This is a genomic window from Paenibacillus sp. FSL W7-1332 (assembly GCF_037969785.1).
Lineage (GTDB): Bacteria > Bacillota > Bacilli > Paenibacillales > Paenibacillaceae > Paenibacillus_AQ.
In genome coordinates this window covers 67,161-80,000 of sequence record NZ_CP150209.1, presented here as the reverse complement: position 1 = coordinate 80,000, position 12,840 = coordinate 67,161, and the positions used below count along the sequence as shown (strand labels likewise).

Genomic DNA, 12,840 nt, shown 5'->3' with positions numbered 1-12,840 from the left:
ACCTGCAAATCGGTGAGCAAACCGGGCGTCCGCCCATTGGATCATCCGATGCCCAAAAGCAATCGTCACCCCGATATATACAGCCGCCAGCCCATGCATGAATCCGGCTTCCGCCCCGCCACGCAGATCTATAATGGTTACGGCTATCAGCAATAAGTCGATGATCGGCGTACACAGCAGCAGTATTCCGCCCGTTCTTTTCAGCCCGAGCAGATATCTTGCGCTTAATCCTGCTAGAACAAATACCCAGAATAAAATCTCACATCCGATTATAAAAGCCCCAATCATTCCGCCAACCTCCTTTTTAATACAATTGTACCAAATAAATTTAACACAGCTTCCTTCTCTGAACAAGTGACAATCGAGAAGTTCAAACAAAAAAAGGCAGCCGACTATAGAAATCTATAGTCAACTGCCTCTTCAACCATCGATGATTGGAGCAAATTCTATTCCTTATTACGCATATGCGGGAACAGCAAGACATCACGAATGGACGGGGAATTCGTAAGAAGCATGATCAAACGATCGATCCCGATACCAAGTCCGCCTGTTGGCGGCATACCGTACTCCAGTGCACGCAAGAAATCCTCATCCATCTCGTGCGCTTCGTCATTGCCCTGTTCTTTTTCCTTCATCTGCGCTTCAAAACGCTGACGCTGGTCGATTGGGTCATTGAGCTCCGAGAAGGCGTTCGCGTGCTCACGCGCCACGATAAACAGCTCAAAGCGATCCGTGAACCGCGGATCCACGTCATTCTTCTTCGCAAGCGGCGAGATCTCAACCGGATGACCAGTTACGAACGTCGGCTGAATCAGCGTCTCTTCAACGAACTGCTCAAAGAACGCATTCAAGATGTGGCCGAATGTCATATGCGGCTCTACCGGAACTTTATGTTCTTTTGCAAGGCGATGCGCTTCCTCATTGGACATTTCCACACTGAAGTCTACACCTACAACTTCTTTTACCGCATCCACCATGGATACACGACGCCATTGTGGCGTCAGATCGACTTCGTGCCCTTGATAGGAAATCACTTGTGTACCCAGGACCTCTTGGGCAATATGTGCGATCATATTCTCGGTCAATGCCATAATATCCTTATAGTCCGCATAAGCTTCATAGAGCTCAATCATCGTGAACTCCGGATTATGACGGGTAGAGATCCCTTCATTCCTGTACACGCGGCCAATCTCGTACACTTTTTCCAGACCGCCCACGATCAGACGCTTTAGGTGAAGCTCAATCGCGATTCGCATATACAGCTCCATATCCAGCGCATTATGATGCGTAATGAACGGACGTGCCGCCGCACCACCAGCGATCGAATGCAACGTCGGGGTCTCCACTTCAAGATAGCCTTGTGAATCCAGGTAACGACGCATCGATTGGATAATACGGGAACGGGCAATGAAGGTCTTCTGTACATCTGGGTTGATAATCAGGTCGACATAACGCTGACGGTAACGGAGTTCCACATCCTTCAAACCATGGAATTTCTCAGGGAGCGGATACAACGACTTCGAAAGAACCTCCAGCTCCTTTACCTTAATGGTGGTTTCACCGGTTTTGGTCTTGAACAAGACCCCTTTTACCCCGATGATGTCACCCAGATCAAGGATGCTGAATGCTTCATATTGCGCTTCTGCAATCGAATCCTGGCGAACATAGATCTGAATTCGGCCGCTCAAATCCTGAATATGAGCAAAAGAAGCCTTGCCCATGCCGCGCTTAGCCATAATCCGGCCGGCCAAGTTCACTTCCACCTGCTTCTCTTCCAGTTCTTCCTTGGAGAGCTCGTCATACTGCTTCAGAATATCACCTGCGTGATGTTCTCTTTCATATTTTCCGCCAAACGGATCGATGCCCAGCTTCCGAAGCTCGTCCAATTTGTTGCGGCGGATTTGCAAAAGCTCACTTAACTCCTGTTCTTGTTCCTGGTTATTCATTTCTTCCGTCATCGTCATTCATCTCCTTCATTTCACTTCCATCGTAATCCCCAACAGCACAAACGCCGCCACCTATAACATCCGGACAGCCCTTAAACAACTTGTACACATTCGGCTAGGACTTAACGGTAGGGCAGCCATTTCAAGACATGCCACTAACCCATTAAGCCCTCAACACAGCTTGCCTATTCAAAATAACCCCACAAAGTGGAGCCTATGCTACGATGCTTATTCCAAATACTTTGCGGGGACCCCAAAAAAATTATAAATTCTAATATGTTAAAAAAGCCCCCCGAAGGAAGCTTTCTATACACATTCCGACTTACTTCTTAATGTCTACAATTTTATATTGAATAACGCCCGCAGGAACGTTAACATCTACAACCGAACCTTTTTGCTTGCCAATAATCGCTTTGCCGACAGGACTCTCATTAGAGATCTTGTTGTTCAGCGGATCCGATTCAGCCGTACCGACAATGGTATATTCCATTGTGTCGCCGAATTCCAAATCCTCCACGATCACCGTGTTGCCCACGCCGACTACATCGGTATTGATATCATCGTTGTTGATGATGCGCGCATTACGGAGCATTTTCTCCAGCGTTATAATCCGGCCTTCGATAAAGGCTTGCTCGTTCTTGGCGTCTTCATATTCGGAGTTTTCACTAATATCACCATAACCGATGGCAACTTTAATCCGCTCAGCCACTTCACGGCGTTTTACAGACTTCAGATTCTCAAGTTCGTCCTCCAGTTTCTTCAGACCGTCCTGGGTAAGAATGACTTCTTTATCGCTCATTAACCGATTCTCCTGTCATGTAAATAATTTAAACCACGGTATCAACATACTATATGCGAATTCTTGGGGATCAGAACTTCCCTCTGATGCCTGCTCAATTTCTTGAATTTATACTGAAAGATTATATGGGAACCATTTCAAAAAGTCAATGCGCGCAAAGGCTGTCACGAATGTCGCATACATGCACCCGTTAACAGCCTACACCCCTAATTATCCCATCGCCGCAACGGCTTGAGGATATACACTTTTTGTCGATTCTTCTTGGTCCTCCAGATTGTTCACAAAGTTGTTCAGAAGGTTCACCATTTCGTCGCGCTTCGTTTCTTCCATAATAATATCTTTAATGCGGGCGGAGCCTTTCAGACCTTTCAGATACCACGCAAGATGCTTACGCATTTCCCGTACCGCAACCGCTTCGCCGCGCAGAGCAATCAGACGGTCCATATGCAGAATGGCAATCCGTATTTTCTCCTGTGGAGCCGGATCCGGCAGCAGCTCGCTTGTCTTCAGATATTCCACGGTACGATAGAGCATCCATGGGTTCCCGAGCGCTCCGCGGCCGATCATAACGCCATCGCAGCCTGTCGTATCCAGCATCCGGCGAGCATCCTCCGGTGTCACCACATCGCCGTTACCGATAACCGGAATGGAGACGGCTTCTTTCACTTGGCGAATGATGTCCCAATCCGCGAATCCCGTGTAGAGTTGCTCGCGCGTACGTCCGTGAACGCTGACCGCCTGACCGCCCGCGCGTTCCACAGCCAGTGCATTTTCGACAGCATAGATGTGATCACTATCCCAGCCTGTACGCATCTTCACCGTGACCGGTTTGTTCACGGCATCGACAACCGCCGCCACCATCTCATAAATTTTGTTCGAATCCAGAAGCCAGCGTGCACCCGCATCCATCTTGGTTACCTTCGGTGCAGGGCAGCCCATGTTAATGTCGATGATGTCGGCATTGGTTTGCTGATCGACCACTTTGGCCGCTTGCACCAAAGATTCGCGGTCACCACCAAAAATTTGCAGGCTCAGCGGCTTCTCCCGCTCGTCGACGAACAACATCTCCTGGGTGCGCTTGTTCCCGTGAACAATGGCCTTGCCGCTTACCATTTCGGCGCAAACCAATCCTGTGCCGAATTCCTTAGCAATCAATCGGAACGCCGGGTTGCATACGCCAGCCATCGGCGCCAGAACCACTTGATTTTTCATCTCGATGTTTCCGATTTTCAACTTATCCATTTTATGTGTCACCCCTTTGTGTTCAGATATTTATAGTCGAAAGATCCCGGTTATCGTGCAAGGGATCCCTGAGTTTCAAACCAAACCAACATACTCATTCATCGCGTTATCGTCCAGTCCGCAAAAATTACATATTCTTGTAGATCGCATCCAGAAACATCATCCTATATGAATGGCAGAGTTTGATGAAAAACAAACCTGCACCGACTTCCTATTTAGATGATCTAACTCCGTTCCTTAAGCTCCTGCAATGAAATCTCCAGCACATCCGCAATCTGAGCCAACATTTGCTCCTCGGCACGGCGGTTCCCCCGCTCAATCGCACCAAGGACGGCTAGTGAAATACCGGTTCGCTCAGCGAGCTCTTGCTGGGTCAAACCCTTTAATTTTCGGAAAGCGCGGATACGCTGCGCCAGCTGCTTGTTTTCCAAAGCTGTATTCCTTCCTTTCCTTCCAGGTTCTCAAGTGCTGTCTTCACCACAGGGTACAGACCTGAAGGTTCGAACTCATATACGATATCGGCCAGCGGTCTGAGCACAAAAGCCCGCTCCTGCATACGGGGATGCGGCAGTACAAGGTCCGGCGTATCCAGACGGCGCCCTTCCATCCATAGCAGGTCCAAGTCCACCGTCCGCGGCCCCCAATGAATATGACGGACCCGGCCGAGCTGTTTTTCAATTCGCTGCATTTCGGCAAGCAATTCATGAGGACTCAGCGATGTCGACACGGCTGCTGCCATATTAAGAAACATCGGTTGGTCCACGTATCCGACCGGCTCGGTCTCATACAAGTTGGATACGCGCTCTACCGTAATGCCGGGTACTTCATCCAACCGTTCCAAAGCCTCCATCAGGTTACCTTCGCGGTCACCCAAATTGGCCCCTAAAGCAATATAAGCCTCTGAACACTCAGAGGTGGCGTGTGCATTCATGATTGTCTCACTTCCTGGTCCGGTGCAGCTCAATGGTCACACCTTCAAAATGAATGTCAAAAGGCGGGTGCGGCTTCGTCAATCGGACCGTTAAAGCATCGATAATAGTATAAGTGTCCAATACCTTAGATGCAATATGCTCCGCTAAAGCTTCAATCAGGCGGAACGACTCCGTCCGCATAATATCCAGCAAAAGATCATGAATCTCGGCATAATTTACCGTGAGCGTCAGATCGTCCGTCCTGGCGGCTTTGCTCAGATCCATCTCCAGCTCCAGATCCACATAGAATCGTTGTCCCAGCTTACGCTCTTCCTCAAACACACCATGGTAGCCGTAGTATTCCATGCGGCTCAGTATCATTTTATCCATCTCTTACTCCGCCCTTCCATCCTTTGTCCCAAGAAAAATTATATGCGTCTAAGCTCTGTCGAAGCGTAGGTCATGGCATCACACATCTTCGCTGTCCGTTTCATATGCAGCACGTCATGCACACGAACGATCTGGCAGCCCTGGGCAATCCCGTAAGCCACCGTGGCAGCCGTTCCTTCCAGCACATCCTGTGCCGGAGCGCCAAGCGCGGTCTGGATAAACCTTTTGCGGGAGGTAGCCAGCAGCACCGGAAACCCAAGCCCCACGAGCTGATCGAGGGATGCCATCACTTTCATGTTCTCATCATAGTCCTTCGCAAACCCGATACCCGGATCGAGCAAAATATGATGATCCTGCACGCCTGCAGCCCGCGCAATCTCGACACTTTCCAGCAAATCACGCTTTACGTCCTCGATAAGATTGGTGTAATTTCGATCGCGGCGATTGTGCATCAGGATCACGGGACATCCGAGCTCTGCCGCTGCCTTGGGCATATCCGCGTCGTCTTTAAAGCCCCAAATATCATTAATGATATGAGCGCCCGCTCCAATAGCCTGACGCGCAACTTCCGCTTTATACGTGTCAATCGACAATGGAATATGCGGCGCGTGCCGGTGAATGGCTTCTATAACCGGGATTACCCGGGCAAGCTCCTCTGCGGCTCCAACCGGCTCGTGGCCCGGACGCGTCGATTCTCCGCCGATATCGATGATGTCGGCTCCCTCTTCCACCAGCTGAAGCGCGTGCTCGACCGCCCGCTCCGTACCGTTATATCGACCTCCGTCCGAGAACGAATCCGGGGTCACATTCAATATACCCATAATGAGCGTGGATTGACCGAGCTTTAACACAGCATCCTTGCTTAGACGAAATTCACGTTCGTAAATCGTTGTTTTCATGCCTTTTGCCCTGCTTTCCTTCTATATGCGCTCAGTAATGTACGGGTTATCGGACCGGCCAATCCTTGTCCAATGACTAGAGTCTCGTCCTCAGCTCCAATCAACGTCGAGACCGGAACAATCTCCTGCACAGAGCCTGTCGTAAATATTTCATCCGCTCCGGTAAAAAACTCCCAGCTGTAACGGCCTTCTTCGGCTTCAATACCAAGTTCGGCAGCCAATTCCAGCACCACGTCCCGTGTAATCCCCGGCAAAATGCCCGTGCCAACGTCAGGCGTATATAATCGACCCGCTTTGACAAAAAAGACATTGCTGACAATGCCCTCTGCCACTTCCCCGGCCGCCGTTAGCATCAGCCCCTCTATTGAACCATTCGAGTGGCCGGGGTATCCGGCCAATTCCCGCTTTGCGAGTATATTGTTCATATAATGCAGAGATTTAAACCGAACCGATGATTCCGGTGTGTTACGCGGAAGGGACAGCCGCCGCAAGGCTCTGCCTTTCTCGTAGAGCATTTCGTTTGCGGCCGGCAGCTCTTTGGCGAATAAAATCTCGGAAGGCTTCAAATAATCGCCAGCAGGCAAACCGAGCAATCCCTCTCCTGCCGTTACGGTATACCGGATATAAGCATCCTGGAGATCATTGGCCTCCATCAGTTCCGATATCCAGCGGCTGATCCTCTCCGTATCCGCCCTGTGAGCGATCCCGAGCTCCCGGCAGCTGTCCATGAGCCGGTTCAAGTGCCGCTCTATTAAAAAAGGCTTCCCCTCATAAGTGCGGAAGGTCTCGAATAACCCCATTCCGTACAGAAGGCCGTGATCCATTACAGGTATGACAGCCTCGGCAGCTTCAACGATGCCGCCGTTCATGCCAATATATTTCATGCTTTGGCGCCAGCCGTACGCTTCAGGAAATTGCGCAGCATCTGATGGCCATGGTCCGTAATGATGGACTCCGGATGAAACTGCACCCCTTCTACCGGATATTGTTTATGCCGCAGCCCCATGATTTCGCCCTCTTCGGTCCAGGCGGTAATCTCCAGCTCATCCGGCAAGGTCTCCTTCTCAACGATCAGCGAGTGATAGCGCGTTGCGGTGAACGGAACTGGCAAGCCTTCAAAGACCGAGTCACCCGTATGCTGGATCGCGGATGTTTTCCCATGCATGAGGCGCTCCGCACGAATCACGTTGCCGCCAAAGGCTTGCCCGATCGCCTGATGGCCGAGGCAGACGCCGAAGATCGGAATGACACCCTTGAAATGCGAAATCACATCCAGACTGACGCCGGCTTCATTCGGCGTGCACGGTCCCGGCGATATCAGGATATGGTCCGGAGCCAAAGCCTCGATGCCGGCGATGTCGATCTCATCATTCCGGTAAACCTTCACTTCCTCGCCGAGCTCACCCAAATATTGAACCAGGTTATACGTAAACGAATCATAATTGTCGATGACAAGTATCATGTTATTTCCCCCCTATATTCGCAGCCACTGCTGCCGATTCCTCTTCACTGCATATCAGTGCGGCAATCAAAGCCTTTGCTTTGTTATGACACTCCCTGTATTCCCGGTACGGATCGGAGTCAATAACAATCCCTGCACCCGTCTGAATGTAACCAACCCCATCCTTCACGGCGAGGGTCCGAATAATAATGTTAAGCTCCATATCACCATTATAATCGATCCAGCCCATGGAGCCGGTATAGGGCCCTCGCGTCACAGGCTCCAGCTCCTCGATGATCTCCATCGTCCGGATTTTGGGTGCGCCTGTAATGGTGCCGCCGGGGAACGCTGCCGCAATGACATCGTACGCATGGTTGCCCTCTGCAATCCGCCCTTCCACTTGCGACACCAGATGCATCACGTGCGAGTACCTCTCAACCGTCATCAACTCCGGAACATGCACGGTTCCGTATGCGGCAATGCGGCCAATGTCATTACGTTCCAAATCAACCAGCATAATATGCTCCGCCCGTTCTTTCTCGCTGCCAAGCAGCTCCGCTTCCATTGCCGCGTCCTCTTCCGGATTGCTTCCACGACGCCGCGTTCCCGCGATCGGCCGTGCAGACACGACATCGCCATCCAGCTTCACCAGCAATTCCGGCGAGCCACTGGCCAAGCTGAAGCCCGGTGAAGAGATATACCCCATATATGGCGACGGATTCAGGATGCGCAGCCACTCATAAATATCGGCAGGGTCCGCATGCAGCTGCAAGTGCCGGCGAAGAGACAAATTGACTTGAAATACGTCACCCTGCCGAATATATTCTTGAATCGAGAGCACCGCCTGCTCGAACGCTTCCTGCGTAAAATCAATCTCCAGCCGATCCCAGATTTCGACATTCGGCCCTGACAGCTCCTGCGCTTTCTTCCATCGTTCCTGCCGCACGCGCTCATCTTCGGAACTCGAGTCGTTCCCTGAGCCCGTTCCGAACATTTGATTCCATTGGGACAGCATCGATTCAGCCCTTATGACAGCCCGATCATATAACTCCTGCAATAACTTCTCTTGGTCGGTTGAAAGCACCGAACCACTGGATTCATCACTAGAAGCACCGGGCGCTTTCTTTTCTTTCGAAACTCCCCCGGTCCCGAATGCCCAAGGCAGAGGGACATGCACCGAACAGTAGATGCTGTCATCTGAATGATCATAGATCCAAATCTCTTCCATCCGCATCCACATATAATCCAGGAACCCCGGCTCATCCTTGGCCATCGTGGGCAATTTCTCAATCGACCGAATCACATCATAACTCAGGAATCCGGCGCAGCCTCCGCGGAAGTCCGGCCACCCCGGTACACGGGGAGCCTTCCATTTGTTCATCCACTGCTCTAACAGGTGCAGCGGCTCTCCCGTTACCTGCGTTCGCAGACCGTCAGACAGCTCGATGATCTCACCATGGCATCCCTTCCCTTGCAGAATGGACACCGGCCGCAATCCAAGATACGTATGGCGTCCGCCCTTACCACTCTCCAGCACAAAGGCATATGGTGATGCGGCGTTCCATGCATGTCTCCATGACAGGGGTAACCCACTTGTTGCTCCTTTATATTGAACCAGATAGGGAACGACGGACCAGCCCTCTTCAGCCCATGCCTGCCACTGGGCCAGCTCCACTCTTCTCTCCATGCCGATCCTCCCTTAGTCATCAAAAGCCTTACTGTTGCCTGTCAGTATACTGTATCCCGCTTCTCTTGAAAACCCTAAATAGAAGCTCGTCCAACAATAATTTTTGGAGCGGTCATCAGGCGGATTCTAATAAAGCGTGCGTTATCTTAGGGAGTAGTATACGCAAAAAGCCCTCAATGCTATAAATACATTGAGAGCTCCTTCCTTGCCACCTGTTACCTCAACCAGATGAGGTAAGGAGATAGGTGCATATTACGATATCATCTTACTCGAAGTTGTAAAGCGGTGTGCTCAGGTAACGTTCTCCGTTACTTGGGATCACGGCTACTACCCGCTTGCCTTTACCAAGCTCCTTGGCAACCTTCAATGCAGCATATACAGCCGCACCGGAGGATATACCTCCAAGAACGCCTTCTTCCTTCGCCACGCGGCGGGAAGTTTCAAAGGCATCGTCATTCTCAACATGAATGATTTCATCGTAGACTTCTTGGTTCAAAATTTCAGGAATGAAGTTTGCGCCGATGCCCTGGATTTTGTGAGGACCCGGTTTGCCACCTGCAAGGATTGGTGATGCAGCAGGCTCAACCGCAATAACCTTGATGTCAGGGAACTGCTCCTTCAGTACTTCGCCAGCCCCTGTAATCGTTCCGCCTGTTCCGATCCCAGCAACGAACGCATCCAGGGAACCACCGATGGATTCGATCGCTTCAACGATTTCCGGACCTGTTGTTTCACGGTGAATCTTCACGTTGGCTTGGTTCTTGAATTGCTCGGCCATAAAGAATCCGGCATTTTCCTTCAAAATTTCTTCTGCCTTCTTAACCGCACCGTTCATTCCTTCCGATCCCGGTGTCAGTACCAATTCCGCACCATAGGCACGCAGCAGGTTGCGGCGCTCCAAGCTCATGGTTTCAGGCATAACGATAACGGCTTTGTAGCCTTTGGCAGCTGCCACCATAGCTAAACCAATGCCGGTATTACCGCTGGTTGCTTCAATAATGGTATCGCCCGGCTTCAAACGTCCGTCCTTCTCCGCTTCTTCCACAATGCTGATCGCAATCCGGTCTTTAACGCTTGCGCCCGGGTTCTGGTATTCCAGCTTCAGATAGATCTCTGCACTATCCTCCGGTACGATCCGGTTCAAACGGACGAGTGGAGTTCCACCGATTAATTCTGTCACATTATTTACGACTTTTGCCATGAATGAAGCCCTCCTCTAAATATGAATCTTAGATAAACTAGTAAGTCCATAATGGTGTTATACATTTAATGTTGAATCATTAAATTTGTAGTGTCTGGATGTTGAAAGAAAAACGGAGCCAGCTTATAGACGCAAACTCCTTGATTATTGAGGTCTCTGATATCCGAGTAAAAAGGTAGGTTTTTATACCTTCATCTTAACAACGTTACGAGTCATTGTCAATATCCCACACCTCGAAAATCAACATTTCTAGGTGGATTTTCCTGCGCCTCCCGAACGAGATAACGGGGGACTCGCCTCCAAGGTATACACGCTCAAAAAGCCATCATCCTTCAGTGAACGTAACCTATTGCATCCTTTAACGCAAAAAAAGCTCCTGCAGCTACATCTTACTCCGCCACAGCGAGCTTTCCCTGTTCTTCCTCTTTTTACAACGTGACCGTACCCGCACTAATCCGTGCCTCGTATTTCTCACGAAGCTGACGCTCCAGTTCGGATAAAGACACCGCCTGCTCCAGCGCCAGCTGCTTGCGAACCGCCTCGCGGACACTTTCCTCACTAGGGGCCTGAGGCTCGATAATGTCCTTCACATAAACAATGGCATAGGTGTCTGTGAGCGAGATTGGCCCCGCAATATCCCCGGGCTCCAGCGTTAAAGCTGCATCCAGCAGTGCCGGCGGCAAAAAGGGATCATCCTCCTCGACCAGTCCGATCTGCCCGCCGTCTTCGCGAGTATACTCATCGAGTGATACCTGGGATGCGAGATCCGCAAAAGCTTCTCCATTCTCCAGCCGATCCATCACCCGTTCCGCCTCATCTTTCGAAGCGACTTCGATCATGGATAAATTCAGCTGCTTCTTGGGACGAAATTGGTCAGGATACTGTTCCAGATACGAATCGATCTGCTGCTCCTCGATGTGCACGTCGGAAGTTGCAATTTTCTCAAGCAGCAGCCGATACGTCGTCTCTGTCTTTAATTCACTCTCCGTAATGCCTAGCTGATTTTCCATTTCCGATAAGAAACGCTCCATAGAACCGTAGCTGCGGCTCATGACTTCGATTTCTGCATCGACTTCAGCCGCCGTAACATCAATACCCTTCGCTTTGGCTTCCAGGGCCACAGCGTGCCGATTCAGCATGGTCATCAGCATTTCGCGGCCGTAACGCTTCTTTAGCTCGTCAACCCACTCGTCTTCGGTAATCGCCCTGTCCTGGATGGATGCAACTGGTTGGGAGCCCTCTTTCCACGGTGGTGAAGCCTCTTGCGAAAAATTCCCGGAAAACAGCATCCAGCCGCCCATACCCAATACGCATGCTGTCAAGACAATGACGGTCGCCCACAATCCCTTCTCTTGTCTCGTCATCACGGTCGCTCATCCCAACGTTAAGATTTGGCCCGCTCTAGCACGGATTTCAGCTGTTCTTTATCGAACGTATATTTTTCATTGCAAAAATGACAGGAAACTTCGGCTTTGCCATCCTCTTCGATCATCTGCTCAAGCTCATCCTGCCCCAAGCTGATCAAAGCGCGCTCTACCCGCTCATGCGAGCAGTCACAGCTGAAGTACACTTCCATTTCCTCCAAAATGGTTACATCCGGAACGACTCGTTTCAGGATGTCTTCCAGTTCCAATCCTTCTTCCAGCATCTCGGTGATCGGTGGAATCTTGCTTAGCGCAAGCTCAAGCTCCGTAATCTCATCCTCCGTAACGCCGGGGAGAAGCTGGATGATGAAGCCCCCCGCATTCGCCACGGAATAATCCGGGGAAACCAGCACTCCCAGACTTACCGCCGAGTTGGTCTGCTCGGACACGGCAAAATAATATGTGAAGTCTTCGGCAAGCTCGCCCGAAATAATCGGTACGCTGCCACGGTAAGGCTCCTTCAATCCGAAATCCTTGATCACATCAATATGGCCGGTGGTACCTACAGCAGCGGCTACATCCATCTTGCCCGGACGGATATTCGTCAGCTCCACATGCGGATTTTTGACGTATCCGCGTACCTCGCCGTTGGCATTACTCTCCGCTGCAATCAAACCGATCGGTCCGTCGCCGCGCACTTGAATGCTAAGACGCTCGTCTCCTTTCAGCATAGCTCCCATCATCGCTGCTGCTGACACGGTGCGGCCCAAAGCGGCTGTGACGACAGGGAACGTATCATGTCTTTGGCGAAGCTCTTCGACCAAATCGGTTGTCCGCACGGCAAATGTCCGTACTTTCCCGTTTAATGCAGTTCCCCGCAGCAAACGGTCTTTTTGATTACCCATCTTGAGGCCTCCTTGTCTTTCTAGTTGTTTGTAATATCTAACGGTTTTATATTGG

14 protein-coding genes (1 of these 14 cut by a window edge) are annotated in these 12,840 nt (G+C 50.8%); all 14 read right to left on the bottom strand.

From position 1 onward, the window contains the following. A protein-coding gene (locus tag MKX98_RS00380; protein ID WP_194540320.1) for a hypothetical protein crosses the window boundary here: on the bottom strand, positions 1-288 show its 5' portion. It extends 249 nt beyond the left edge of the window; 288 of the gene's 537 nt are visible here — the first part of the coding sequence; it begins with the start codon at positions 286-288; its stop codon lies off the left edge, out of view. A 158-nt stretch (positions 289-446) separates the two neighbouring features. Beyond that, entirely contained in the window at positions 447-1,958 is a 1,512-nt protein-coding gene (lysS, locus tag MKX98_RS00375) for a lysine--tRNA ligase (RefSeq protein WP_194540319.1), read from the bottom strand. Positions 1,959-2,268: 310 nt separating this feature from the next. Beyond that, on the bottom strand, positions 2,269-2,745 hold the full coding sequence (gene greA / locus MKX98_RS00370; RefSeq protein ID WP_009591919.1) for a transcription elongation factor GreA: 477 nt from the start codon (positions 2,743-2,745) through the stop codon (positions 2,269-2,271). 210 nt (positions 2,746-2,955) lie between these two features. Further along, the gene (gene dusB / locus MKX98_RS00365; protein ID WP_339220826.1) at positions 2,956-3,987 is read right to left on the bottom strand and encodes a tRNA dihydrouridine synthase DusB; all 1,032 of its coding nucleotides are present in this window, start codon (positions 3,985-3,987) and stop codon (positions 2,956-2,958) included. Positions 3,988-4,211: 224 nt separating this feature from the next. Further along, on the bottom strand, positions 4,212-4,418 hold the full coding sequence (locus MKX98_RS00360; RefSeq protein ID WP_071221056.1) for a helix-turn-helix transcriptional regulator: 207 nt from the start codon (positions 4,416-4,418) through the stop codon (positions 4,212-4,214). Then, the gene (gene folK, locus MKX98_RS00355; RefSeq protein ID WP_339220824.1) at positions 4,370-4,918 is read right to left on the bottom strand and encodes a 2-amino-4-hydroxy-6-hydroxymethyldihydropteridine diphosphokinase; all 549 of its coding nucleotides are present in this window, start codon (positions 4,916-4,918) and stop codon (positions 4,370-4,372) included. The genes MKX98_RS00360 and folK overlap by 49 nt, the downstream gene beginning before the upstream one ends. A gap of 7 nt (positions 4,919-4,925) precedes the next feature. Further along, entirely contained in the window at positions 4,926-5,288 is a 363-nt protein-coding gene (gene folB, locus MKX98_RS00350; protein ID WP_194540316.1) for a dihydroneopterin aldolase, read from the bottom strand. 38 nt (positions 5,289-5,326) lie between these two features. After that, positions 5,327-6,187 (bottom strand): dihydropteroate synthase, encoded by an 861-nt coding sequence (folP, locus tag MKX98_RS00345; RefSeq protein WP_339220822.1) that lies wholly within the window; start codon positions 6,185-6,187, stop codon positions 5,327-5,329. Beyond that, a complete protein-coding gene (locus tag MKX98_RS00340; protein WP_194540314.1) occupies positions 6,184-7,071 on the bottom strand; it encodes an aminotransferase class IV in 888 nt (295 codons plus the stop codon). Before MKX98_RS00340 ends, folP begins: the two co-directional genes overlap by 4 nt. Further along, a complete protein-coding gene (gene pabA, locus MKX98_RS00335; RefSeq protein ID WP_220687026.1) occupies positions 7,068-7,649 on the bottom strand; it encodes an aminodeoxychorismate/anthranilate synthase component II in 582 nt (193 codons plus the stop codon). The genes MKX98_RS00340 and pabA overlap by 4 nt, the downstream gene beginning before the upstream one ends. Before the next feature lies 1 nt (position 7,650). Further along, entirely contained in the window at positions 7,651-9,315 is a 1,665-nt protein-coding gene (locus MKX98_RS00330; RefSeq protein ID WP_339220820.1) for an anthranilate synthase component I family protein, read from the bottom strand. Positions 9,316-9,580: 265 nt separating this feature from the next. After that, complete coding sequence (cysK, locus tag MKX98_RS00325; RefSeq protein WP_194540311.1) at positions 9,581-10,516, bottom strand: cysteine synthase A; 936 nt, start codon at positions 10,514-10,516, stop codon at positions 9,581-9,583. A gap of 428 nt (positions 10,517-10,944) precedes the next feature. Next, positions 10,945-11,880 (bottom strand): peptidyl-prolyl cis-trans isomerase, encoded by a 936-nt coding sequence (locus MKX98_RS00320; protein ID WP_194545003.1) that lies wholly within the window; start codon positions 11,878-11,880, stop codon positions 10,945-10,947. A 20-nt stretch (positions 11,881-11,900) separates the two neighbouring features. After that, entirely contained in the window at positions 11,901-12,785 is an 885-nt protein-coding gene (gene hslO, locus MKX98_RS00315; RefSeq protein ID WP_339220818.1) for an Hsp33 family molecular chaperone HslO, read from the bottom strand. Positions 12,786-12,840: the final 55 nt, after the last annotated feature.

Excerpts from the sequence above, each read along its gene's own strand:
- hslO (WP_339220818.1), bottom strand. The coding sequence starts at position 12,785 with ATGGGTAATCAAAAAGACCGTTTGCTGCGGGGAACTGCATTAAACGGG.
- folK (WP_339220824.1), bottom strand. The coding sequence starts at position 4,918 with ATGAATGCACACGCCACCTCTGAGTGTTCAGAGGCTTATATTGCTTTA.
- MKX98_RS00320 (WP_194545003.1), bottom strand. The coding sequence starts at position 11,880 with ATGACGAGACAAGAGAAGGGATTGTGGGCGACCGTCATTGTCTTGACA.
- dusB (WP_339220826.1), bottom strand. The coding sequence starts at position 3,987 with ATGGATAAGTTGAAAATCGGAAACATCGAGATGAAAAATCAAGTGGTT.
- folB (WP_194540316.1), bottom strand. The coding sequence starts at position 5,288 with ATGGATAAAATGATACTGAGCCGCATGGAATACTACGGCTACCATGGT.
- MKX98_RS00330 (WP_339220820.1), bottom strand. The coding sequence starts at position 9,315 with ATGGAGAGAAGAGTGGAGCTGGCCCAGTGGCAGGCATGGGCTGAAGAG.
- greA (WP_009591919.1), bottom strand. The coding sequence starts at position 2,745 with ATGAGCGATAAAGAAGTCATTCTTACCCAGGACGGTCTGAAGAAACTG.
- lysS (WP_194540319.1), bottom strand. The coding sequence starts at position 1,958 with ATGACGGAAGAAATGAATAACCAGGAACAAGAACAGGAGTTAAGTGAG.
- folP (WP_339220822.1), bottom strand. The coding sequence starts at position 6,187 with ATGAAAACAACGATTTACGAACGTGAATTTCGTCTAAGCAAGGATGCT.
- cysK (WP_194540311.1), bottom strand. The coding sequence starts at position 10,516 with ATGGCAAAAGTCGTAAATAATGTGACAGAATTAATCGGTGGAACTCCA.
- MKX98_RS00340 (WP_194540314.1), bottom strand. The coding sequence starts at position 7,071 with ATGAAATATATTGGCATGAACGGCGGCATCGTTGAAGCTGCCGAGGCT.
- pabA (WP_220687026.1), bottom strand. The coding sequence starts at position 7,649 with ATGATACTTGTCATCGACAATTATGATTCGTTTACGTATAACCTGGTT.